This window comes from Sulfitobacter sp. EE-36 (genome assembly GCF_000152605.1).
GTDB lineage: Bacteria > Pseudomonadota > Alphaproteobacteria > Rhodobacterales > Rhodobacteraceae > Sulfitobacter > Sulfitobacter pontiacus.
The window spans coordinates 1,927,709-1,949,641 of the sequence record NZ_CH959310.1 but is presented as its reverse complement, the minus strand read 5'-3'; the positions used below and the strand labels follow the sequence as shown (position 1 = coordinate 1,949,641).

Annotated in this window: 23 protein-coding genes and 1 tRNA gene; 12 read left to right on the top strand and 12 right to left on the bottom strand. The window is 61.7% G+C overall.

Annotated elements, in window-relative coordinates:
• Positions 1-242 precede the first annotated feature (242 nt).
• From EE36_RS11965 to EE36_RS11955, 3 genes are read left to right on the top strand one after another with little or no spacing between them, the layout of a single operon-like run.
• Positions 243-998, top strand: coding sequence for a DeoR/GlpR family DNA-binding transcription regulator (locus EE36_RS11965; protein WP_005852573.1), 756 nt, complete (start codon positions 243-245; stop codon positions 996-998).
• 21 nt (positions 999-1,019) lie between these two features.
• Entirely contained in the window at positions 1,020-1,892 is an 873-nt protein-coding gene (locus EE36_RS11960; RefSeq protein ID WP_005852571.1) for a carbohydrate ABC transporter permease, read from the top strand.
• Entirely contained in the window at positions 1,889-2,698 is an 810-nt protein-coding gene (locus tag EE36_RS11955) for a carbohydrate ABC transporter permease (protein WP_005852569.1), read from the top strand. The genes EE36_RS11960 and EE36_RS11955 overlap by 4 nt, the downstream gene beginning before the upstream one ends.
• A gap of 21 nt (positions 2,699-2,719) precedes the next feature.
• On the opposite strand, the gene EE36_RS11950 is transcribed toward EE36_RS11955, so the two are convergent.
• Genes EE36_RS11950 through EE36_RS11935 form a run of 4 tightly spaced genes read right to left on the bottom strand, consistent with a single transcriptional unit; the run spans position 2,720 to position 6,191 of the window.
• A complete protein-coding gene (locus tag EE36_RS11950) occupies positions 2,720-3,562 on the bottom strand; it encodes a metal ABC transporter permease (RefSeq protein WP_005852567.1) in 843 nt (280 codons plus the stop codon).
• Entirely contained in the window at positions 3,559-4,434 is an 876-nt protein-coding gene (locus EE36_RS11945) for a metal ABC transporter permease (protein ID WP_005852566.1), read from the bottom strand. Before EE36_RS11945 ends, EE36_RS11950 begins: the two co-directional genes overlap by 4 nt.
• Positions 4,431-5,327, bottom strand: coding sequence for a manganese/iron ABC transporter ATP-binding protein (locus EE36_RS11940; RefSeq protein ID WP_005852564.1), 897 nt, complete (start codon positions 5,325-5,327; stop codon positions 4,431-4,433). Before EE36_RS11940 ends, EE36_RS11945 begins: the two co-directional genes overlap by 4 nt.
• A gap of 12 nt (positions 5,328-5,339) precedes the next feature.
• Complete coding sequence (locus tag EE36_RS11935) at positions 5,340-6,191, bottom strand: metal ABC transporter substrate-binding protein (protein ID WP_005852563.1); 852 nt, start codon at positions 6,189-6,191, stop codon at positions 5,340-5,342.
• 200 nt (positions 6,192-6,391) lie between these two features.
• On the opposite strand from EE36_RS11935, the gene EE36_RS11930 reads away from it, so the two are divergent.
• On the top strand, positions 6,392-6,802 hold the full coding sequence (locus tag EE36_RS11930; RefSeq protein ID WP_005852561.1) for a Fur family transcriptional regulator: 411 nt from the start codon (positions 6,392-6,394) through the stop codon (positions 6,800-6,802).
• Here EE36_RS11930 and EE36_RS11925 read toward each other — a convergent pair.
• The 7 genes from EE36_RS11925 to EE36_RS17480 form a co-directional block, all read right to left on the bottom strand.
• Entirely contained in the window at positions 6,799-7,485 is a 687-nt protein-coding gene (locus EE36_RS11925) for a TetR/AcrR family transcriptional regulator (RefSeq protein WP_235183770.1), read from the bottom strand. The two genes, EE36_RS11930 and EE36_RS11925, sit on opposite strands and share 4 nt — an antisense overlap.
• Positions 7,486-7,626: 141 nt before the next feature.
• Positions 7,627-9,111, bottom strand: coding sequence for a DegQ family serine endoprotease (locus EE36_RS11920; protein WP_005852558.1), 1,485 nt, complete (start codon positions 9,109-9,111; stop codon positions 7,627-7,629).
• A gap of 240 nt (positions 9,112-9,351) precedes the next feature.
• Positions 9,352-10,266, bottom strand: coding sequence for a protease modulator HflC (gene hflC / locus EE36_RS11915; RefSeq protein ID WP_005852556.1), 915 nt, complete (start codon positions 10,264-10,266; stop codon positions 9,352-9,354).
• Complete coding sequence (hflK, locus tag EE36_RS11910) at positions 10,266-11,489, bottom strand: FtsH protease activity modulator HflK (protein WP_198005489.1); 1,224 nt, start codon at positions 11,487-11,489, stop codon at positions 10,266-10,268. The genes hflC and hflK overlap by 1 nt, the downstream gene beginning before the upstream one ends.
• A 93-nt stretch (positions 11,490-11,582) precedes the next feature.
• The gene (locus EE36_RS11905) at positions 11,583-13,049 is read right to left on the bottom strand and encodes an FAD-dependent oxidoreductase (RefSeq protein WP_005852553.1); all 1,467 of its coding nucleotides are present in this window, start codon (positions 13,047-13,049) and stop codon (positions 11,583-11,585) included.
• Between the two features lie 21 nt (positions 13,050-13,070).
• Positions 13,071-13,859 carry a ribose-5-phosphate isomerase RpiA gene (rpiA, locus tag EE36_RS11900; protein ID WP_005852551.1) on the bottom strand — a complete coding sequence of 263 codons (789 nt, stop codon included), beginning with the start codon at positions 13,857-13,859 and terminating at the stop codon, positions 13,071-13,073.
• 15 nt (positions 13,860-13,874) lie between these two features.
• Entirely contained in the window at positions 13,875-14,051 is a 177-nt protein-coding gene (locus EE36_RS17480) for a hypothetical protein (protein WP_005852549.1), read from the bottom strand.
• Positions 14,052-14,087: 36 nt separating this feature from the next.
• On the opposite strand from EE36_RS17480, the gene EE36_RS11895 reads away from it, so the two are divergent.
• The 3 genes from EE36_RS11895 (at position 14,088) to EE36_RS11885 (ending at position 16,921) form a co-directional block, all read left to right on the top strand.
• A complete protein-coding gene (locus tag EE36_RS11895) occupies positions 14,088-14,774 on the top strand; it encodes a glutathione S-transferase family protein (RefSeq protein WP_005852547.1) in 687 nt (228 codons plus the stop codon).
• On the top strand, positions 14,774-16,147 hold the full coding sequence (locus EE36_RS11890; RefSeq protein WP_005852545.1) for an L-serine ammonia-lyase: 1,374 nt from the start codon (positions 14,774-14,776) through the stop codon (positions 16,145-16,147). Before EE36_RS11895 ends, EE36_RS11890 begins: the two co-directional genes overlap by 1 nt.
• 93 nt (positions 16,148-16,240) lie before the next feature.
• Entirely contained in the window at positions 16,241-16,921 is a 681-nt protein-coding gene (locus EE36_RS11885; RefSeq protein ID WP_005852543.1) for a nitroreductase, read from the top strand.
• 48 nt (positions 16,922-16,969) lie between these two features.
• Here EE36_RS11885 and EE36_RS11880 read toward each other — a convergent pair whose 3' ends face one another.
• The gene (locus EE36_RS11880) at positions 16,970-17,557 is read right to left on the bottom strand and encodes a TetR/AcrR family transcriptional regulator (RefSeq protein ID WP_005852541.1); all 588 of its coding nucleotides are present in this window, start codon (positions 17,555-17,557) and stop codon (positions 16,970-16,972) included.
• Between the two features lie 79 nt (positions 17,558-17,636).
• On the opposite strand from EE36_RS11880, the gene EE36_RS11875 reads away from it, so the two are divergent.
• From EE36_RS11875 to EE36_RS11855, 5 genes are all read left to right on the top strand, one after another.
• A complete protein-coding gene (locus EE36_RS11875; protein ID WP_005852539.1) occupies positions 17,637-17,933 on the top strand; it encodes a hypothetical protein in 297 nt (98 codons plus the stop codon).
• A 106-nt stretch (positions 17,934-18,039) separates the two neighbouring features.
• A complete protein-coding gene (locus EE36_RS11870) occupies positions 18,040-19,326 on the top strand; it encodes a homoserine dehydrogenase (RefSeq protein WP_005852537.1) in 1,287 nt (428 codons plus the stop codon).
• A gap of 99 nt (positions 19,327-19,425) precedes the next feature.
• On the top strand, positions 19,426-21,165 hold the full coding sequence (gene recJ, locus EE36_RS11865) for a single-stranded-DNA-specific exonuclease RecJ (RefSeq protein ID WP_005852535.1): 1,740 nt from the start codon (positions 19,426-19,428) through the stop codon (positions 21,163-21,165).
• 75 nt (positions 21,166-21,240) lie between these two features.
• Positions 21,241-21,315: transfer RNA gene (locus tag EE36_RS11860), tRNA-Glu, on the top strand.
• A 407-nt stretch (positions 21,316-21,722) separates the two neighbouring features.
• On the top strand, positions 21,723-21,902 hold the full coding sequence (locus tag EE36_RS11855) for a zinc-binding dehydrogenase (RefSeq protein ID WP_005852533.1): 180 nt from the start codon (positions 21,723-21,725) through the stop codon (positions 21,900-21,902).
• Positions 21,903-21,933: the final 31 nt, after the last annotated feature.

Sequence of the window (21,933 nt, the reverse complement as noted above, 5' to 3'; positions counted from 1 at the left end):
GGGACGTCGTGACAAAAGACACCAAGCCCCTTCGTTTTTCAAGATCGAACGTTCGTTTCTTTTCGTTTTCGACTATAGCCTTGATTTTAGGCGCATTAATCCTTCGCCTGACGCGCATTTCTGCGCCTTAAAGACGATATACCACGATTCGCGGCCTTGACGTGCTTCGCTTTCCGTAGATTGTAAGTTTTGGTCGGGCGTGCAGAAACCTTGGGCATCCCCAGCCAAAGACGGGGGGATCTATGTCAAATTTCAGACAGCGCGAGATTTTGGAGCTGGCGCGCAAGGACGGCAAAGTCACCGTCGACGGGCTGGCAGAGGCGTATAATGTTACCGTGCAGACCATCCGCCGCGACCTGTCCGAGCTTGCTGAAAGCGGCAAGCTGGAACGGGTGCATGGCGGCGCGGTGATCCCGTCGGGGGTGGTGAATATCGTCTATGACGAACGCCGTCGCCTGAACGAGGAAGGCAAACGCGCCATCGCCGAACATTGCGCGCAGGCTATACCGCATGGGGCGTCGGTGTTCATGAACATCGGCACCAGTACCGAGGCAGTCGCGCAGGAAATGCTGCATCACGAAAACCTGCTGGTGGTGACGAACAACCTCAACATCGCCAATATCCTCGCCGCCAACCAAAGCTGCGAGATCATCCTGACAGGCGGCGTCTTGCGCCGTGCGGATGGTGGCATGGTGGGCGGGCTGACTGCCGAGATGGTCAAACAGTTCAAGTTCGATTTCTCGGTTCTGGGCTGTTCTGCCATTGATGCGGATGGCGATCTGCTGGATTTCGACGGGCAAGAGGTGCTGGTCAGCCGGTCCGCCATCGGACGGTCACGCACGGTGATGGTCGTGGCCGACCACCTGAAGTTCCAGCGCAAGGCCCCGCTGACGATCTGTTCGCTGCGCGATGTGAACACGCTGTTCACCGACCACCACCTACCCGATGCGCTCAAGGCGGAATGCGCGGGCTGGGGCACCTCGGTTGTGACGGCCTGACCAAAACATGGACAGAACCCCATGAAGCAGCATGACTCGCGCGGCTGGCTTTTTGTCGCCCCCGCCTGCCTTTTGCTGGGGGTGGTCGGGCTGATCCCGCTGGTCACCGTCATCAACTATTCGTTTTTCGAGATTTTCACCCTGCAATCGCGCTTCTGGATCGGGACAGAGTGGTTTCGCGACCTGATCACCGCCCCGCGTTTCTGGGCGAGCTTCGGGCGCAGCGCGCTGTTCTCGACCTTCGTGCTGTGCATCCAGATCCCACTGGGGATCGCGCTGGCCCTGTGCATCCCGCGCGGACGGATCTGGGCGGGGGCGGCCTTGGCTGTGCTGTCGCTGCCGCTGCTCGTACCGTGGAATATGATCCCTGCGCTCTGGCTGAGCCTGATGAACGACGACACAGGTATTTTGGGACAGTGGCTGGCGGGCTACGGTTGGCCCGCCGCGTGGAAGGACAGCGCCGTGCTGACCTGGGTGGTGATCTTGGCAATGGACACGTGGCACTGGACCAGCCTTGTGGTCATCCTCGCCTATAGCGCGCTGACCACCATCCCCGATCCGCTTTATCAGGCGGCCGCCATCGATGGGGCGCGCCCGTGGCAGGTGTTTCGCCATATCCAACTGCCGCGGTTGCAGCATGTGCTGCTCATGGCGGTGCTGCTGCGATTCATGGACAGTTTCATGATCTACACCGAGGCCTTTCCGATCAATGCCGGCGGCCCGGCCGAGGCCAGCCTGTTCCTCGCCGTGGATCTGGGCGAGGAGATCAAGGCGTTCAACTACGGCCCCTCGGCCGCGCGGTCGGTGCTATATTTCCTGATCGTGCTATCGGTCGCATGGGTCTTTACCAAGGTGCAGGCCAAGCTTGACGATCCCAAACCGGGGGTGCCATGATGATACCGCGTCGGGCATGGCCCGTGATCAAACTGGCGCTGCTGGGGGCGTTCATCCTCTTTACCATTTTGCCTCTGGTGCAAATGACGGTGCTGAGCTTTACCGCGACGCTGGCGCAGGACGGGCTGAGCTTGGGCGAGACGACGCTGCGCAACTATCGCGCCATCTGGGCCGACCCGAGCTTGCGCGCGGCCTTTGGCAATTCAGTCGCCTATGTGCTGATCAATATCGCGATCACCATCCCCGTCGCCCTGCCCGCAGCCTTTGCCTTTGCGCGGCTGTCGTTTCTGGGGGACAAACACCTGTTCTTCAGCTTCATCGCCTTTCGCATCACCCCGCCGGTGGTGCTGACCCTGCCGATCTTCCAGCTTTTCTCGGTGCTTGGCATCGTCAACTCGGTCACCGGCATCGCGCTGGCCCATTGTCTGTTCAACCTGCCGGTGTCGATCTGGATTCTGCAGGGGTTCATCGCCGCCGTCCCGCGCGAGATGGACGAGACGGCGTTCCTTGATGGCTATTCGCGCCCCCGCTACATCTGGAAAATCCTGCTACCGCAGATCGCGCCCGGCATCGCGGTGACTGCGTTTTTCTGCTTTATGTTCAGCTGGGTAGAAGTCGTCTTTGCCCGCATCCTGACCACCACCAATGGCAAGCCGATCTCTATGGCGCTCAGCGCGATGTTCGGCTTTCAGACAGATATCGGGATGGTCATGGCCTTTACGCTGACCTCTATGCTGCCCGGCGCATTGCTGCTGTTTGCCATGCGCAATCATCTGTCCCGCGGGTTCAAGGTCGGGCGGGTCTAGAGCCCGCCCTCCCCTTCAAGGCTACCCCCGTGCCGCCTGACGCGAGGTGCGGCGCGTCACCAGCAAACGGTTGATGAAGGCGAGGACAAAGATCACCGTCAGGATCAACACGATTGTCGGCGCCGGTGCGCTATCCAGAAAGAAGCTGGCGTAGACGCCCGCGAACATCGACAACAGGCAGACCAGCACAGATATGATCAGCATCGGGCCAAAGCTGCGCACCACCAGAAAGGCAATCGCCCCCGGTGTGACCAGCAACGCCACGGCAAGGATCAGCCCCGTCGCCGTCAGCGTCGCCACGATGGTCAGCGACAACACCGCCAGCAACCCATAGTGCAAGACCCCCGTGTGCAGCCCACTGGCCTGCGCCTGTGCGGGGTCAAAGGCGTGCAGCAGCAGATCTTTCCACTTGAGCACCAGAAACCCCGTCACAAAGGCCGAGATCAGCCCCGCCGTCCAAAGATCCTGCGCGCCGACGCCTAGCATATTGCCGAACAGCACGTGATCCAGATGCTGGTTCGTGGTGATCGAGGTGTACATGATGATGCCGATCCCGAACATGCCAGAAAAGACGACCCCCATCACGGTGTCCTGTTTGATCCGGCTGTTATAGCTCAGGTATCCGGTAAGCATCGCGCAGGACATGCCCGCGGCAAAGGCCCCTACAATCAGCGGCAGCCCCGTGATCCAGGCCAGCACGACCCCCGGCAGGACCGCATGGCTGACCGCATCGCCCATCAAGGCCCAGCCCTTGAGCACCAGAAAGCATGACAGCAACGCCGTCGGCGGGGCGACCAGCAGGACGATCCAGAAAGCGTTCTGCATGAAGGGAAACTGGAAGGGAAACAGCAACGTCTCGATCATGGGGCCACCCCGTCTCGCAAGGATTTGAGCGCCGCCGCAGCCTTGCGCCGCGCGGCCAGCACACCGTGTTTGGGCGCAAAGACAAAGGCCAGCAGGAAGATCGCGGTTTGCAGCGTAACGATCACCCCGCCTGTCGCCCCGTCCAGAAAATAGCTGGCATAGGCCCCCAAAAAGCTGGTGATCGTGCCGATCAGCACCGATACGATGATCAGCCGCGGAAAACGGTCGCACAGCAGATAGGCCGTCGCCCCCGGTGTCACGACCATGGCGATCACCAGAAAGGCCCCGACGGTCATCATCGCCGCCACCACCGCCGCCGACAGAAGCATGAAGAACACCGCCTTCAACAGCTCGGGACGCAACCCGATGGAGCGTGCGTGGTTTTCGTCAAAGAAGGTGACCATCAGGTCTTTCCACTTCAGCAGCAGTACGGTCAGACAGACAACCCCGATGATCGCCAACTGCACGATATCCTGCGGCGCGATGGCAAGGATATTGCCCATGATGATGGTCTGGATGCTGACCGACATGGGCGATAGCGACACCATGAAAAGGCCCAGGCCGAAAAATGCGGTAAAGATGATGCCGATGATCACGTCGATCTTCAGCCCCGACCGCCCCGACAGAAACAGCATCGCCCCCGCCGCCATGCCGCCCGCCAGAAACGCGCCAAGCGCGAAGGGTAGCCCCAGCATATAGGCCCCGGCCACACCGGGCACGACAGAATGGCTCAGCGCGTCGCCGATCAGCGACCAGCCCTTGAGCATCAGATAGCACGACAGAAAGGCGCAAACCGCCCCCACCATCGCTGACACCCACATGGCGTTGAACATATAATCATAGCTGAACGGCTCTAGCAGCAGGTCGATCATGTGTCGTCCTCGGAGGTGTCGATGCGTTCGCCGTAATGCACGAAGGGGCGTTCGTCGTCGGTGATGATCCGCAGCTCGCGCCCGTCGTCATCATCGTGCAGGTCTTGCCCCCCAAGGGTAAAGTGCCGCAGCACCCCGCCAAAAGCCGTTTCCAGATTGTCATGGGTAAAGACCGTTTCCGTCGGCCCATAGGCCAGCACCGTGCCCTTGACCAAGACGGTCCGGTCACAGAATTCCGGGACAGAGCCCAAGTTATGCGTCGACACCAGCATCACCCGCCCTTCGTCGCGCAACTCGCGCAGCAGGTCGATGATCTGGTCCTCGGTCTTCACGTCTACGCCGGTAAAGGGTTCGTCCAGCAGGATCACCTGCCCGTTCTGCGCCAAGGCGCGCGCCAGAAAAACGCGTTTGCGCTGCCCGCCAGACAACTCTCCGATCTGGCGATGGCGGAAATCGGTCATGTTGACGCGGCGCAGAGCATCGTCCACCGCCGCATGATCGGCGGCTTTGGGACGGCGCAGAAACCCCATATGCCCATAGCGCCCCATCATTACCACATCCTGCACCAGCACCGGAAAGGCCCAATCGACCTCTTCTGACTGCGGGACATAGGCCACAAGGTTTTCTCGCAACGCCTGTTTGACGGTCTTGCCCAGCAGGGTGATCTGCCCCTGCGCCGCGGGCACAAAGCCCATGATCGCCTTGAACAGCGTGGATTTCCCCGCCCCGTTCACCCCGACCAGCGCCGTGATCGTACCGCGCGGGATCTCGAAGCTGGCATCATAAAGCGCGGTGTGGCCGTTGCGATAGGTCACGGTCACATCGGTGGCCTTGATGCCGATCGCGTCGGGCGCAAGGCTGGCATCTGGGGTCGTCGTGGGGGCGGGGTGCATAGGGGTATCCATTTACTTCAGGCCTGCATCCAGCCCGTCCGCGACAGTCTGCGAGGTGACGCGCAGCAAGTCCAGATAGCTTGGCACGGGCCCCTCGGCGGTGCTGAGGCTATCGACATAAAGCACACCACCATAGGCCGCGCCGGTTTCCCGCGCGACCTGCTTTGCAGGCGAGGTATTCACCGTGCTTTCACAGAAAACGACCGGAATATCATTGTCGCGCACGGAATCGATGACTTTGCGCACCTGCTGCGGTGTGCCGGTCTGATCGGCGTTCATCGGCCAGAGGTAGAGCTCTTTCATCCCGAAATCCCGCGCGAGGTAGCTGAACGCCCCTTCACAGGTCACCAGCCAACGCTGGTCTTCGGGGATCTGCGCAATGCGGTCCCGCAGGGGCGTGATCGTATCGCGGATTTCCTGTTTGTAGCTTTCTGCATTGGCGGCATAGGTCGCCGCATTGTCAGGGTCGTGTTCGGCAAAAGCTGCCGCGATGTTGTCGACGTAGATCAGCGCGTTATCCAGCCCCATCCAGGCGTGGGGGTTCGGCTTGCCCTCATACTCCCCCTCCCCGATCGAAATCGGCTCCACCCCGTCGGTCAGCGTCGCCGACGGAATATCCCCGAGGTTCGAGATGAACTGCTCGAACCACAGCTCTAGGTTCATGCCGTTCCACAGGATCAGATCGGCATCCACCGCGCCCACGATATCGCGCGGGGTGGGCTCATAGCCGTGGATTTCCGCACCCGGCTTAGTGATCGATACCACCTCTGCCGCATCGCCGCCCACCTGCTGCGCCATATCGGCAAGAACCGTAAAGGTCGTGACGACTTTGAAATCAGCGGCAACCGCAGGCACGCCCGCCATCGCTGCAACACCAAGAACCGGAGCAAAAACCGACGCCAGCACATTCTTTCTCATTCTGTTCCTCCAAGGACCAATGCGTTCGCTAGATGTAAATGCGAATTAGTCGCATATGTCAAACATGCAAATAAGAATAGGTCGCATAAACTTGCGGGCAAGGAGAATCTTGCGTAACAAGAAGGCAGACGAGAAAGGACATCGGTTTGACCCACAGCGCTGATTACAAGCAATTGCTGCGTGAAGCGGGCCTGCGGGTCACGCCACAGCGCACAACCATCGTGTCGCTGCTGTCGGAAACCGACGATCACCCCAATGTCGAAGACCTGTATGAAAAGGCGCGCAGGCTGGATGACACCGTGTCAGTCGCCACGGTCTATCGCACGATGTCAGTGCTTGAAAACGCGGGTCTGGTGCGCAAACTGGTGCTGGATGATGCCCCTGCCCGCTACGAGATGATGCCCCACACGGACCACGACCATCTGGTCGATGTCGACAGTGGGGATCTGGTGGAAATTCCAGGGACCGAGATCGCTACGCTGCTGGATCGTGTCGCCGCCGAGATGGGCTATGAGCTGGTCAGCCACCATACGGTCATTCGCGCCCGCAAGCTTTAGGTCTGCGTCTGATCCGCAAGCGATCTGACCATCGCCGCCGCACCGGCCGAGATCGTGCGCAGGATCACCTCGTCCGGGATGTCACGGATCAGCCAGTCGCGCATCGGGCCAAAGGCTGACAGGAACACCATCAGATTGGCAACGATATCAAGCCGTTGATCGTCGCTGTGCATCCCCAGACGCGGGGCAAGCTGGTCCGCCAGATCCTTCATCACCGCAAACTCGCGCGCGTGCAAGGCACGGCGGTCTTCGGCCTGCATATGCGGCACGCACCGATAGGCCAGCAACGTGCCATCCCGTTTCATCGACCAGCTTTCGCGGAAGTATTTCTCGAACGCGTCCTCAAGTGACAGGTTCTCATCCAGCAGGATGATCGGCAGCGTCGACACGTCTTCGCGGAACCACAGCTGGTTCAGCAGGCGGCGCAGGATGTCGTTCTTATTCGCGATATAATCATAGATGCTGGCCTGATTGACGCCCGAGCGCGCACAGATGTCGCGGATCGTGGTCGCGGCAAAGCCTTTTTCAAGAAACAGCGACAAGGCCGCCTCGCAAATCTGTTCGCGGCGGCTTTGGATCAGCGACTGGTTCTGCACGCTGGTAATCTCCGCCTCTGCCAGCATTTGGGTGCGCAGCGCAGACAGCCGATCGCTGCGAATGGCCGTCGTGGATGTGTCGTGCATGGGGCTGTCCTTCATTTGACGTAAATCCTATCGGCTTTCGATATGCGAAACAACCGGCATCCTGCAGACGCGCCCCACGCAAAACCCCCGCCGGTACGGGGACCGACGGGGGCAGTGTTTTTCCAGCGATGTGGGGTGGGTTTAGTCGCCCAGACCCAAGGCCACAAAGCGCGGGTCACCTGCGCGGCGCACCAATAGCAACAACGACTTGCGGCCGCCGTCTTTGGCCTCGGTGATCCGGTCCTCCAGATCGGTGATGGACAGGATCGGCTGTTGCTCCGCCTCGGTGATGATGTCCCCGACACGCAGGCCTTTCTCGAAGGCTTCCGACATCTCGTCCACCTCGGTCACGGCCAGACCCTCGACTGAATCATCAGCCCCAAGCTCGGTGCGCAGATCATCCGTCAGCGGCGTGATTGTCAGACCAAGCACCGACTTTGACGCAGGCGCTTCGGGCTCTGCCTCATCCTCTGGTGCCGAGGCCGACGCCCCTGCCCCTTCGGCATCTTCGCGGCGGCCCAGCTTGACCTTGAGCGTCTGGGATTTCCCCTCGCGCAGGACAGTCACGCGGACCGAGGCCCCGACGGTGCTATTGCCCACCTGACGGACCAGACCGCGGGTGTCTTCAACCTCAACCCCTGCAAAGCTGAGGATCACATCACCGGTTTTCAGGCCCGCATCCTTCGCAGGGCCGTCCGGTACATCTGTGATCAACGCGCCGGACGCTTTGGCAAGCCCCATCGCGTCGGCCACATCCTGAGTAACGTCCTGAATACGCACACCCAACCAGCCGCGACGGGTTTCGCCGAATTCCTTAAGCTGGTTCACAACACGCGTCACAACATTCGACGCCATCGAGAAACCGATCCCGATGGAGCCGCCGTTAGGCGACAGGATCGCGGTGTTCACGCCAATGACTTCGCCGTCCATATTGAACAACGGCCCGCCGGAGTTGCCGCGGTTAATGGCAGCGTCCGTCTGGATATAGTCATCATAGGTGCCCGACAAAGCACGGTTGCGCGCCGAGACGATACCGGCCGAGACGGAAAACCCCTGCCCCAGCGGGTTCCCCATGGCCAGCACCCAGTCACCAACGCGGGCGGCATTGCTGTCGCCGAAGCTGACGAACGGCAGCGCGCTTGGGGCTTCAACCTTAAGCAGGGCAATATCGGTGTTGGGGTCGGTGCCGATGACTTCGGCCTTCAGTTCAAGGCCAGTGAAAAACTCGATGGTAATCTCGTCGGCGCCTTCGATCACGTGGTTGTTGGTCACGACGAACCCGTCTTCAGAGATAACAAACCCCGAACCAAGCGCCGACGATTTGCGTGGCGCGGGGGCTTCGCCACCATTGTTGCGGTCACGGAATTCCTTGAAAAAATCCTCGAACGGGGAGCCTTCGGGCACGATGCCACGGGGGCCGGTGCGCCCTTCTACGGTGGTGGAGGTGGTGATATTCACGACCGACGGGCTGATCTTTTCCGCAAGCGGCGCAAGGCTTTCGGGTTTGGCCAGTGCGACCACGGCCTGCATCAGGACAAAAGCCAGCGCCAGCATACCCATCATCAACCATTTGATCTGGGGCGATATTGCGTCGGTACGCGACAGGGAAACGGCCTTTGGCTGCATTCGTCAACTCCGGTTTTATAAGGGGCGATACACCCCGTTTGTGTGTCCTTGGCAGAGTGCATCTGCAAACCCACTGCTGCAAGGTGAAAGATGGTCATCCTCACGCGCATGTCAACGCGACCCTCGGTTTCTATGCGAAATTGCCGCCCATCATCCCGTTGATCCTATGATCATGCCCCCGAACGAAACAGGGGCCGGCATTTCTGCCAGCCCCTGTTTGAAAATGCACCGTGGATAGGATCAGTTGCCGGTCCCGGTGGTGGTGGTCGCGCGTTGGCTGCGGCTGCCTTCGTCCGACTTGAGATAGTTGAAGAACTCGCTGTCGGGCGACATCACCATGGTAGAATTCTCGCCCTTCAACGCTTGCTCGTAAGCGCTGAGCGAGCGGTAGAATTCAAAGAACTCCGCATCCTTGGAATAGGCTTGCGCAAAGATCTTGTTCCGCTCGGCGTCGGCCTCACCTTCGGTGATACGGGCGTCACGACGGGCTTCCGACAGGATTTCCTCGTAGGTACGATCCGCAAGGGCTGTGACACGTTGCGCCGCCTCGCGGCCACGGGCGCGTTCATCGGTCGCTTCGCGGTCACGTTCAGCGATCATCCGCTGCAGGGTCGCGTCAAAGTTCTGCTCTGGCAGGTTGGTCTGGCGCAAACGCACATCGACCACATCCAGACCAAGCGCCTGCGCACGCGCATCAGAACGTTCGCGGATCTGGTCCATCAGGGCAGAGCGTTCGGGCGACAGGATGGTGTTGGAGGTCACCCCCTGCGAGCCCAGAACCGCACGGATCTGACCGTCAAGAATACCGTTCAACTGGATTTCAGCCTGACGGCCACCGTCGGTGCCAAGGGCCTGACGGAACTGGCGGACGCTGTTGATGCGGTACAGCACAAAGGCATCCACTTCGAGACGACGGTCATCGGCGGGGGTGACCTCGATCATCGGCGTTTCAAGCGACAGGATACGGTCGTCGTAGCGCACAACTTCGTCCAGCAGCGGGATTTTGAACCCGATGCCCGCGTCTTCACGCACCTGTTTGATCTGGCCGAAACGCAGCACCAGCGCGCGTTCACGTTCGTCCACGATAAAGATCGACGACAGGGCGACAACGGCTGCGATCACAACCACGGGGATGAGGATATTGAGTTTACGCATCAGTTCGATCCTCGGTTGGAGTTGCGGAGTTCATTGAGCGGCAGGTAAGGCACGACCCCCTGCCCGGTTCCGTCAGAGCCGTTTTCGAGAATGATCTTGTCCACGTCTCCCAGTACTTTCTCCATGGTTTCGATGTACAGACGACGACGGGTCACATCGGGTGCTGCTTCATATTCCTGCAATACCGCTTCAAAGCGGCTTGCCTCACCCACGGCGTCGTTGACCACACGTGCGCGGTACCCTTCGGCTGCTTCCAGCAGGCGGGCGGATTCACCGCGGGCTTCGGCGGTGCGGCGGTTGGCGTAGGCGTCAGCCTGACGTTCCACCCGATCGCGTTCCTGTTCGGCGGCTTGCACGTCGCGGAAGGCGTCGATGACGGATTCCTGCGTGGTGTTGCCGTTTGCATCCGTCACGGTGACCGTCTGGCTGGGCGGATCCACCTTGTTGAAGTTGACGCGGATGATGTTGATCCCGGTCTCGCGGTTATCAAGCGTGGTCTGGATCAGCTCGCGCGCGGAGGCTTCGATGGTGGCACGGTCACGGTTGAGGATCGGTGCCAGCTCGGACTGGGCGATGATCTCGCGCATGGCGGATTCAGAAATCGCACGCACCGCCATTTGCGGATCCCGCAGCGAGAACTTGAAGTTCTCGGCGTTCTTTACGTTCCAGACGACCTGAAAATCGATGTCGACGATGTTTTCATCCGTGGTCAGCATCAGCCCTTCGTTGTCGTCGCCACCGCGTCCTGCGCCAATGGTTTCGGCGCGGTTGGTGGTCACGTCAAAGACTTCGGCAGTGACAAAAGGCCAAGGGGCAAAGTTCAGACCCTCTGTCCCGATGCCCGAAAACTCCCCAAGGAAAAGTTCGATCGACTGCTGTTCAGGGCGCACGGTATAAAAGCTTGCCATCCCCCAGACGACAGCGGCCGCCACCAGACCCAGACCCACTGTGCCGCGGGTGAACTTGGGGCCTGCGCCGCCCATATTCCCGCCAGAGCCGCCGGAGTTTCGGCTGCCGCCTTTGCCGCCCATGAGGACGCGCAGCTGTTCCTGACCCTTTTTCACCAGATCGTCGATCTCGGGCATCTGACCTTTGTCGCCACCCGGACCGCGCCCGCCACCACCGGTGGGCCGCTGCCCTCCGGGCCGGTTGCGGTCGCCACCATTGTTCCCACCGCCTGAGTTTCCTCCGCCGCCCCAAGGACCGCCTGTATTTCCAGCCATTAATTCTTCCCTATGTATGGCCGCGACAGCGGCCCTATCCCAACCGCCTACGCGGTTTTATCTTGTGCAGAGTTGGGCATATTCGCCCGAACTTCAAGCAGTGCGTGTCGGACTGCGCATGGTGACCAGCTCTTCGGACATGGTCGGGTGCACGGCGCAGGTCGCGTCGAATTGCTCTTTTGTCAGCCCCGCCTTCACGGCAATGCCCACCAGCTGGATCAGCTCGCCCGCGTTCGGTGCGACGATGTGGCACCCCAGAACGACGCGTGTTTCCTTGCTGACGATCAGCTTCATCATCACACGTTTGTTCTTTTCGGCAAAGGCCGTTTGCATGGGCCGGAACGACGCCGAATAAATCTCGACCGGTTCCTGCTCTGCCGCTTGCTCTTCTGTCAGGCCAACAGTGCCGAATTCGGGCTGTGTGAACACGGCCGACGGGATCAGGTCGTGATCCACGGGTGTCGGGTTGCCACCAAAGACGGTTTGCACAAAGGCCATGCCTTCGCGGATCGCAACAGGTGTCAGGTTCACGCGGTCGGTGACATCGCCGATGGCATAGATCGACGGGACGCCCGACTGGCTGTATTCGTCGACTTCGACCTCATGGCGCCGGCCCAGCGATACGCCGACCTCTTCCAGCCCCATGCCATCGGTATTCGGTGCGCGCCCTGTGGCGAACAGCACCATATCAAAGACCTTCTCGGCCCCGTTGGAGGCTTTGACCCAGATCGGCCCCTGCGTGCCCGCGCGCGCGTCGCAATTGTTCAGCTCGTTCGATTGCTCAGCCGTGGCCCCCATCGCCGCGTCAGAGTTGCTGGGCATGGTGCCCGCCTCATGTTCGGATTCCAGCGCCATTTCGACGATGCTGGTGCCGCAGTGGATATCGACGCCTGCATTTGTCATCGATTCAGCGATCAGCCCGCGGGCCTCGTCATCAAAACCGCGCAGGATCTGTGCCGCGCGGTTGTACATCGTCACCTCGACGCCCAAGCCATTCAGGATACAGGCGAATTCACAGCCGATATAGCCGCCACCTACAATCAGGATCGACTTGGGCAGGCTTTCGAGATGGAAGATATCGTCCGACACGATCCCAAGCTGGGCGTTCGGCACATCAGGGCGTACCGGACGACCGCCGGTGGCCAGCAAGATGTGTTTGGCCGTGCGGGTTTCGCCATTGGCCAGCTGCACCGTATGCGCGTCCTTGATCGTGGCGCGCTGGTCAAAGGTATCGACGTCCGAATTGGCCAAGAGCTTGCGATAGACGCCTTCCAGCCGGTCCAGTTCCGTGTTCAAACGGGTCTTGAACGCGTGCCAGTCGAAGGTGCCCGGCTTGATGTCCCAGCCAAAGCACTGCGCCTCGTCCACCAGCTCGGCGTAGCCCGAGGCAAAAACCATCAGCTTTTTCGGCACGCAGCCCCGGATCACGCATGTCCCGCCATAGCGGTCCTCTTCGGCGAGGGCGACTTTGGCCCCGTATTCGCCCGCCGCAACACGCGCGGCGCGCACGCCGCCGGAACCGCCACCAATGACAAAAAGGTCGTAATCAAAATCGCTCATCTGGGCCGGGGCCTTTCTTTGTTAATCGCTCAGGTCGGAGAACAGGTTATCCGTCTCGACAAACTCCATCTTATCGCGATCAACAGTGCCTTCGTTGATGTCGCGCACTTCGACGCGGCCATCGCCATAGCCGATCACCACGGCATCACAGATATCAATGAATAGCCCGTTTTCAACTACGCCCGGCATCTGGTTCATGACCAAGGCCATCTGGCGGGTGTTGCCGATCCGCTTGAGATGCAGGTCAAGGATGTAGTTCCCCTCGTCCGTCACGAAGGGGATGTCGCCGTTCATACGCAGCGTGGAATTGCGCCCCAGCACGTCCATCGACACCAAAGTCTCTTCGACAAGCGCTTGTGTGGTCTGCCAGCCAAAGGGAATAACCTCTACCGGAAGGGGAAATGCGCCCAGTGTTTCGACCTCTTTACCGATGTCGGCAATCACGACCATTTGATCGGAGGCGGTGGCCACGATCTTTTCTTGCAGCAAGGCACCGCCGCCGCCCTTGATCAGGTTCAGCTCTCCGTCGAACTCGTCCGCGCCATCGATGGTCAGGTCCAGCCACTTGGCTTCATCAAGGCTGATCACCTCGATCCCCACTTCGCGCGCCAGCTGCGCGGTACGGGTCGATGTGGGCACGCCTTTGATCCGCAAGCCGTCGTCGCGCACCATCTCGCCCAAGCAGCGCACCAGCCACGCGGCGGTAGAGCCGGTGCCCAATCCGACGCGCATTCCGTCTTCTACAAATTGTGCAGCGCGTTTGGCGGCGACAAATTTGGCCTTATCGATGGGTGACAATTCTCCGGTCATGGCAGCGACTCCTCGTTAATCGACGCCCTTATAGACGCAGCCGCGCCGGCGCGCGACCCTCAAAACCGCATTGTCGTCGCGTCGCGTGGCCTGCGGGCGGTGACACATGCTCTGCGCCACGGTGCCACGGGGGTGTTCTGCGCCGATAATCTGGATAGAGTACCGCAAACCGCGCAGATCGGTCGTTTTCAATCGCCCGCCTCCGGCGCAATGGGATACCACCGGCCTATGACCGATTACACGCTGCACTACGCCCCCGACAATGCCTCCCTGATCATCCGCCTCGCGCTCGAGGCGCAGGGCGTGGCCTATGACACCTGTCTGGTCGATCGCGCGGCGCAGGGGCAGTCTGCCCCCGCCTATCGGGCGCTGAACCCGCACGGGCTGATCCCCGCGTTGCAGACGCCGGACGGGCCGATGTTCGAAACCGGCGCGATCCTGTTGTGGCTGGCGGACCGGCACGGGGGGCTGGCCCCTGCCGCGACGGATGCCACACGGGCGGATTTCCTCAAGTGGTTGTTTTTCGTTGCCAATACGGTGCACCCTGCCCTGCGTATGCTGTTTTACCCTGATAAATACGTGGGCGTTGACAACGCCGCCCAAGACGCGCTGCACACAACCCTAACCCAAGCGTTGCAAACCCACCTGCGCAGGCTGGAGGACCGGGCCGCGGCGGATAAGCTGCCCCTCGCGCTTGCGCTTTACCTCGCCCCGCTGTTGCGCTGGTGCGCGCTGTATCCGCGCAACCGTGATCGCGGCTGGTTCGATCTGCGCGCCACCCCGCATCTGCACGCGCTTTGCGCTCGGGTCGAAACGCTCCCCTGCACGGCGGCCGCGCAAACCGCCGAAGGGCTGGGGCCCACGCCGTTTACCGCGCCCCACCTTGCCACCCCACCCATAGGAAGTGCCACCTGATGTTTCTCTCTGTCTTCGATATGTTCAAAGTGGGCATCGGCCCGTCCTCCTCGCACACGATGGGGCCGATGGTGGCGGCGGCGCGGTTTTTGGACCTGATGCGCGCCTCACCGTTCAAATTCGCGGGCCTGCGCGCGTCCCTGCACGGCAGTCTGGCCTTTACCGGCGTGGGCCACGCCACGGACCGCGCGACGATCCTTGGCCTCGCGGGGTTCACGCCGCAAGACTACGACAATGACCGCGCCGAAGAGGTACTGGCCGAGATCAACCGCACCCAGACGATCACCCTGCCAGACCTTGGCACGCTAAGTTTCGCGCCCAAGTCCGATATGATCTTTGACTACGACACCAAGCTGGACGGCCACGCCAACGGGATGATGCTGATGGCCACCGACGCCCAAGGCGACGTAAGCTTGCGCGAGACCTATTATTCCATCGGCGGCGGCTTCGTGATGACCGAAGCCGAACTGGCGGCGGGCAAAGACACAGACGAAGGCGCGCCGGTGCCCTTCCCGTTCAAATCCGCAACCGAGATGCTGCAAATGGCGGCAGAGTCCGGCAAGAGCATCGCCCAGATGAAACGCGCCAACGAGGAATCGCGCGGCGGGGCGGCGCAGCTGCGCGACGGCACCAAGCGGCTGTGGCAGGTGATGAACGATTGCATCAACCGTGGGCTCGAAACCGATGGCATCCTGCCCGGCGGGTTGAACGTCAAACGCCGCGCCAAGGCGATCCATGACGCGCTGGTGTCGGAGCGCGGCCAGAACCAGCGCGCGCCTCACACGATCAACGACTGGATGAGCGTTTACGCTATGGCGGTGAACGAGGAAAACGCCGCCGGTGGGCAAGTCGTCACCGCCCCCACCAACGGCGCGGCGGGTGTGATGCCCGCGACCTTGCGCTATTATCTGGATCACGTCCCCGGCGCATCAGAGGCGCATATCGAGGATTTCCTGCTCACCGCTGCGGCGATCGGCGGGCTGGTCAAATTCAACGCGTCGATTTCGGGGGCGGAAGCGGGCTGCCAGGCCGAAGTGGGCAGCGCCGCCGCCATGTCGGCCGCCGGGCTCTGTGCCGTGATGGGCGGCACGCCGCAACAGATCGAGAACGCCGCCGAAATCGCGCTGGAACATCATCTGGGCATGACCTGCGACCCCGTGCGCGGTCTGGTGCAGGTGCCGTGCATCGAACGCAATGGGCTTGGCGCGATCAAGGCGGTCTCCGCCGCGTCGCTTGCGCTGCGCGGCGACGGCACGCATCTGGTGCCGCTGGACGCCTGCATCGAAACCATGCGCCAGACCGGTGCGGATATGTCTGAAAAGTACAAAGAGACCTCGCTTGGGGGGCTGGCGGTCAACGTGCCGAACTGCTGATCTGACGCAGCGGCACGCGGCCCCACCCGCGCTTGACCCCACCGCGGAACTACAACAGTCTGACAGCCGTCAGGAAATTTGCGGGAGGGCAAGATGGAACTGAAACAGGCAATGCAGGAACGGCGCAGCATCCGGGGCTTCAAGAAAGACCCCGTGCCGCGCGCCCTGCTGGAAGAGGTCATCGCACTGGCCAATCGCGCGCCATCCTCGATGAACACCCAGCCGTGGCATCTGCATGTACTGACCGGCGAACCGCTTGAGAAAGTCCGTGAAGGGAATTCGACCCGTATGTTGCAAGGCGTGCCGCCGGTGCGTGAAATCAGCGATCACGGGGCCTATGCCGGTGTCCACCGCGACCGGCAGGTCGGCATCGCGAAACAGCTCTTTGCCGCTATGGGGATCGAACGCGACGACAAGGAGCGCCGCCAAGATTGGGTGATGCGCGGCTTCCGCCAGTTTGACGCGCCGGTGTCCATCGTCGTCTGCTTTGACAAGTCGCTGGATGACAACGGCACCATCGCGCATTTCGATCTGGGCGCGGTGACCTACGGTCTTGTTCTCGCCGCGTGGAGCAAGGGTCTGGGCTGCGTGATCAACGGTCAGGGCATCATGCAATCGCCTGTGGTGCGTGAACATGCGCAAATCCCCGAGGATCAGGTGATCATGACCTGCGTCGCCATGGGCTGGCCGGACGAGGATTTTTCGGCCAATGCCGTCGTCTCTACCCGCCGCCCCGTCGAAGAGGTCACGCGGTTCGTCGGCTTTGACGATTAACGCCCTGCGGCCCTGAGCGCCGTGAAAACCAGCGTTACGTGCGGGGGCCTACCCCGCCGTGACGGACTTGCGCACCATATCCCAATATTGCGCGATCACCTCGTCCAGCGACAGCCGTCCGCCGGCGCGAAACCACGTATTCACCCCTGTCAGCATCGCAATCACCGCCAAGGTCGCGATCTTGGTATCCGCGATGGCGAAATCCCCCGCCGCTGCCCCGTCTCGCAAGATCGTCTCTAGCCGGTCTTCATACTGGCGGCGCAATGCTTCGACCTCGGCGAAATTCTCGGGCGTGAGGTTGCGCAGCTCCATATAAGAGATGAAAACCTCGTCCGGGCGGTCGGCGTGAAAGCGGATGTGAAAATCGACAAATTTGCGCAAGCGATCCACCGCGCTTTGACTGGGGTCCCTGTCACAGGCCGCAAGCAGGTCGTTCATATGGTCCTGCAACAGGCTGAACAACAGCGTCTGCTTGTCCGGCGTGTAATTATACAATGCGCCCGCCTGCACCCCGACCTCCGTCGCCAGTGCCCGCATGGACACGGCAGCAAAGCCGTGACGGGCGAAAAGCCGCAACGCTGCCGCGCGGATTTTGGGCCGAGTGATGTCAGAATGTGATCCGGTTGTACGCGCCATGGGGCAAAGGTTAATTGAACGCATGTTCAAAGGCAAACCCCTGCTTGCGCGAATTCCGTCGCTGGTGCATGACTGATCTATGACGCACCGTATCCTTCTTCCGCTCTGCCTTGCCGCGCTGACCCTGCCCGCGGCCTGCACGCAGTTTCCCGCGCTTGACAGCCGTGCCACGCCCGAGCTTCTCGCCTCGGACTATCCCGCGCTTGTGCCGGTCGATCCGCTGCTTGCCAAGGCCGAGGCCGGACAGGTGAACATCCCGCAAACCGAAAGCGGGCTGACATCGCGGGTCGAACGGTTGCAGGCGCGCGCGGCGCGCTTGCGCGGATCGGTTCTGTCGGGGTCGGAAAAGCAGCGTTTGTCCCAAGGTTTGCAATAAGCCGCATGCAATGTCGCGTTGCGTGCGCGGTGGGAAAGGGCTACATCGCGGCTAAACCCCCGAAACGCCGCAGCCCGCTGCCGCGCACCACCAAAAGGATTGCACCATGTCACAACCGCTTCGTCTTGGGATTGCCGGATTGGGCACCGTTGGGGTTGGCGTGGTGCGGATCATCCGCAAGCAGGCTGCCTTGATCGAGGCCCGCACGGGTCGCCCCGTCACCATCACCGCCGTCTCTGCCCGCAGCCGCGACAAGGACCGCGGCGTGACATTGTCGGGCTACGCGTGGGAAGATGATCCCGTCGCACTGGCAAAACGTGACGATGTGGATGTCTTTGTCGAACTGATGGGCGGCGACGAAGGCCCCGCCAAGGACGCGACCGAAGCCGCGCTCGCCTCGGGCAAGGATGTGGTCACCGCCAACAAGGCGCTGCTGGCGATCCACGGTCAGGCGCTGGCCGAACAAGCCGAAGCCGCGGGCTGCCTGATCCGCTATGAAGCCGCCGTGGCCGGGGGCATCCCCGTGATCAAGGCGCTGACGGAAAGCCTTGCCGGGAACGAGATCACCCGCGTCATGGGCGTGATGAACGGCACCTGCAACTATATCCTGACCCGCATGGAAGAGACCGGAAACGGCTACAACTCCCTGTTCGAAGAGGCCGAGGCGCTTGGCTATCTTGAAGCGGACCCGAACCTTGATGTCGGCGGGATTGACGCGGCGCATAAGCTGGCGATCCTGTCGTCGATCGCGTTTGGCACACAGGTGGATTTCGACGGGATCGAGATTGAAGGCATCCAGCGCGTCAGCATCGACGACATTCAGGCTGCCGCGAATATGGGATACAAGATCAAGCTTCTCGGCGTCGCGCAAATGACCGGCCGCGGGCTGGAACAGCGCATGCAGCCCTGTCTTGTGCCCGACAGCTCTCCGCTGGGGCAACTCGCGGGCGGGACCAATATGATCGTGCTGGAAGGCGATGCGATCGGGCAGATCGTCCTGCGCGGCCCCGGTGCCGGCGAAGGCCCAACCGCCAGCGCCGTATTGTCGGACATTTGCGATATCGCACGCGGCTGGCATGGCCCGGTCTTTGGCCAGCAGGCGGCAACGCTCGCCTCGGCCACCGCGGCCCTGTCGCAGCGCCCCGCCGCCTTCTATCTGCGCATGGGCCTGCTGGACAAACCCGGTGCCCTGGCCAAAGTCGCCACCGTTCTGGGCGAGGCCGGCATCAGCATCGACCGCATGCGCCAGACCGAACACCGCAGCGATCAGGCACCCGTCTTGATCGTCACCCATAAATGCAGCCGCACCGCGCTGGACGAGGCTCTGGCCGCGATGGCGAAAACCGGTGTGCTGGCAAGCGATCCCGTGGCGCTGCGGATCGAGGATCTGTAACCCCGAGGGGCGCGGCCGCCCCCCTGCCCTGCCCATTGTGGGGAGGAAGGGACGGATGCCTTCGGCGAGGATTTTTGACCATTTGGAAGAGAGGGATGCATGAGCTTTCTAGGTGTTGATGCGTCTTTGACGGGGCGTCGCTGGGTTGGCCCCGGTGTCGAGGTGGAACGCGCGACCGAAGTTCTGGTGCAGCAGACCAGCCTGCCGCTGGCCCTGTGTCAGGTGCTGGCGCGGCGCGGTGTGGCAGCGGAAGAGGCCGAGGCGTTTCTTGCGCCGTCGTTGCGCGATCTGCTGCCTGACCCGCGATCCCTGCGCGACATGGAGAAAGCCGCGACCCGTTTTCTAGCTGCGGTCAAAGCGCGTCAGCGGATAGCCGTTTTTGCGGATTATGACGTGGATGGTGGTAGCTCTGCCGCGCTGCTGCTGGTCTGGCTGCGCGAGATGGGCTGCGCCGCGACGCTTTATGTGCCGGACCGGATCGACGAAGGATATGGCCCCAATGACGCCGCAATGGCCGAATTGGCGGCGTCCCATGATCTGATTGTCTGCGTTGACTGCGGGACCTTGTCGCATGGGCCGGTGGCCGCGGCGGTCGGGGCGGATGTCGTTATTCTGGACCACCACCTGGGCGGAGAGACCCTGCCCGACGCCTTGGCAGTGGTGAACCCCAACCGGCAGGATGAAGACGGTGCCTTGGCGCATCTTTGTGCCGCGGCAGTGGTGTTCTTGATGCTGGTCGAGGCAGGGCGCCAACTGCGCGAAGCGGGCGCACGCGGGCCTGACCTGATGGCGCTGTTGGATCTGGTGGGGCTGGCCACGGTGGCCGATGTCGCCCCGTTGATCGGCGTGAACCGCGCCTTTGTGCGTCAGGGGCTACGCGTCATGGCGCGGCGCGACAGATTGGGGCTGGCCGCCTTGGCCGATGTGGCGCGGATGGATACGGCCCCTGCGGCCTATCATCTTGGGTTTCTGCTTGGCCCACGGATCAACGCGGGCGGGCGTATCGGGCAAGCGGATCTGGGGGCAAGGCTACTGGCCTGCGATGATCCCCATGAGGCGCAGTCGCTTGCCGAAAAGCTGGATCTGCTGAACACCGAGCGCCGCGATGTTGAAACCGCCGTCCGCGCCGCCGCGCTGGATCAGGCAGAGGCCCGCGGCTTTGACGCGCCTTTGGTCTGGGCCTCGGGCGCGGGCTGGCATCCGGGCGTGGTGGGCATCGTCGCCTCGCGTTTGAAAGAGGCGTCCAACCGGCCGTCGATCGTGATCGGGTTCGAGGATGGCATCGGCAAAGGCTCTGGCCGCTCTGTCTCGGGGATCGATCTGGGCGCGCCGATCCAGCGGCTGGCGGCCGAGGGCCTGCTGATCAAGGGCGGCGGGCATAAGATGGCCGCCGGTCTGACCGTGGCCGAAGACAAGCTGGACGCCGCCATGGCGCGGCTGTCAGAGCTACTGGCCAAGCAGGGCGCGCATCTGGCCGGCGCGGCAGACCTGAAGCTGGACGGCATGTTGATGCCCGCCACCGCGACGGTGGAACTGGCGCAGCAAGTGGAACAGGCAGGCCCCTTCGGGGCCGGTGCCCCTGCCCCGCGATATGCCTTTGCCGACATGCAGATCCGCTTTGCCAAGCGGGTGGGTGAAAGCCACCTCAAGATCAGTTTCGGCGACGGCAACAACACCAAAATGGACGCCATCGCCTTTGGTGCATTTGACGGCCCGCTTGGTCCGGCGCTGGAAAACCACGGTGGTGCACGGTTCCATCTGGCGGGCCGTCTGGACATCAATACCTGGCGGGGCCGACAGTCGGTGCAGCTGCGTCTGGAAGATGCGGCACCTGCGTAAAAATTTTTCATTTTCTTTCGATTTCTGCTTGCGCGCCTGCGCCGCATTCCTTAGAGAAGCGCTCACAAGCTAAGTGGCCCGTTCGTCTATCGGTTAGGACGTCAGGTTTTCAACCTGAAAAGAGGGGTTCGACTCCCCTACGGGCTGCCACTTGTACCCTTACCCGACATTCTAAAGACAATGCGACCTGATCTTGGGCGAGATGTGTTTGCCGTTGTTTCTGCGCTGTTTGATCTAGCGCGGCGGGCTGGACGGCTAAGCCCTGATATCTCTGACGGCGGTTTGCGGCGCGCCTATTACATCCATAATCAGAAAACTGAGCTCAAAATTAGGTCGATTAGATAAATCACGGCAGTCTTTAGGTGGACCTCAGACACACGCGAGGATGACCACCATGAAAGCCATGAGCCTTACCGCCTAGGGTGGCGACGCGACGTTCGAGGCCGCCGCCCTGAACGCCCATATCGCGTCGACCGTTGGGCTGCTGGAAATCGACCTGTCCCCTGCGCACTTCAAAGGGCTGTCGCTGCATATCATCTTTATGCTGCTTCCAATGCTTGCCAACCAAGGCCGTGCAAAGCACGGGGGAGATCCTGACCAAACTGGCAGAGATTGTGGACGCAGGGGCGCTGAAGCCCTTGCTTGATGACCAGAGATTCGGCCTTGATACGGTGGGCGGGGCCTATGACCGCCTGACCAGCGGGCAGGCCATCGGCAAGGTGGTTGTAGACGTCTGATCATACCACCAGATGCGTGATAAGAGGTTGC

What these genes read in the sequence shown, in the direction of transcription:
- EE36_RS11965 (WP_005852573.1), top strand. Translation starts at nt 243, where the DNA reads ATGTCAAATTTCAGACAGCGCGAGATTTTGGAGCTGGCGCGCAAGGAC.
- EE36_RS11960 (WP_005852571.1), top strand. Translation starts at nt 1,020, where the DNA reads ATGAAGCAGCATGACTCGCGCGGCTGGCTTTTTGTCGCCCCCGCCTGC.
- EE36_RS11955 (WP_005852569.1), top strand. Translation starts at nt 1,889, where the DNA reads ATGATGATACCGCGTCGGGCATGGCCCGTGATCAAACTGGCGCTGCTG.
- EE36_RS11950 (WP_005852567.1), bottom strand. Translation starts at nt 3,562, where the DNA reads ATGATCGAGACGTTGCTGTTTCCCTTCCAGTTTCCCTTCATGCAGAAC.
- EE36_RS11945 (WP_005852566.1), bottom strand. Translation starts at nt 4,434, where the DNA reads ATGATCGACCTGCTGCTAGAGCCGTTCAGCTATGATTATATGTTCAAC.
- EE36_RS11940 (WP_005852564.1), bottom strand. Translation starts at nt 5,327, where the DNA reads ATGCACCCCGCCCCCACGACGACCCCAGATGCCAGCCTTGCGCCCGAC.
- EE36_RS11935 (WP_005852563.1), bottom strand. Translation starts at nt 6,191, where the DNA reads ATGGCGGGCGTGCCTGCGGTTGCCGCTGATTTCAAAGTCGTCACGACC.
- EE36_RS11925 (WP_235183770.1), bottom strand. Translation starts at nt 7,485, where the DNA reads ATGCACGACACATCCACGACGGCCATTCGCAGCGATCGGCTGTCTGCG.
- EE36_RS11920 (WP_005852558.1), bottom strand. Translation starts at nt 9,111, where the DNA reads ATGCAGCCAAAGGCCGTTTCCCTGTCGCGTACCGACGCAATATCGCCC.
- hflC (WP_005852556.1), bottom strand. Translation starts at nt 10,266, where the DNA reads ATGCGTAAACTCAATATCCTCATCCCCGTGGTTGTGATCGCAGCCGTT.
- hflK (WP_198005489.1), bottom strand. Translation starts at nt 11,489, where the DNA reads ATGGCTGGAAATACAGGCGGTCCTTGGGGCGGCGGAGGAAACTCAGGC.
- EE36_RS11905 (WP_005852553.1), bottom strand. Translation starts at nt 13,049, where the DNA reads ATGAGCGATTTTGATTACGACCTTTTTGTCATTGGTGGCGGTTCCGGC.
- rpiA (WP_005852551.1), bottom strand. Translation starts at nt 13,859, where the DNA reads ATGACCGGAGAATTGTCACCCATCGATAAGGCCAAATTTGTCGCCGCC.
- EE36_RS11895 (WP_005852547.1), top strand. Translation starts at nt 14,088, where the DNA reads ATGACCGATTACACGCTGCACTACGCCCCCGACAATGCCTCCCTGATC.
- EE36_RS11890 (WP_005852545.1), top strand. Translation starts at nt 14,774, where the DNA reads ATGTTTCTCTCTGTCTTCGATATGTTCAAAGTGGGCATCGGCCCGTCC.
- EE36_RS11885 (WP_005852543.1), top strand. Translation starts at nt 16,241, where the DNA reads ATGGAACTGAAACAGGCAATGCAGGAACGGCGCAGCATCCGGGGCTTC.
- EE36_RS11880 (WP_005852541.1), bottom strand. Translation starts at nt 17,557, where the DNA reads ATGGCGCGTACAACCGGATCACATTCTGACATCACTCGGCCCAAAATC.
- EE36_RS11875 (WP_005852539.1), top strand. Translation starts at nt 17,637, where the DNA reads ATGACGCACCGTATCCTTCTTCCGCTCTGCCTTGCCGCGCTGACCCTG.
- EE36_RS11870 (WP_005852537.1), top strand. Translation starts at nt 18,040, where the DNA reads ATGTCACAACCGCTTCGTCTTGGGATTGCCGGATTGGGCACCGTTGGG.
- recJ (WP_005852535.1), top strand. Translation starts at nt 19,426, where the DNA reads ATGAGCTTTCTAGGTGTTGATGCGTCTTTGACGGGGCGTCGCTGGGTT.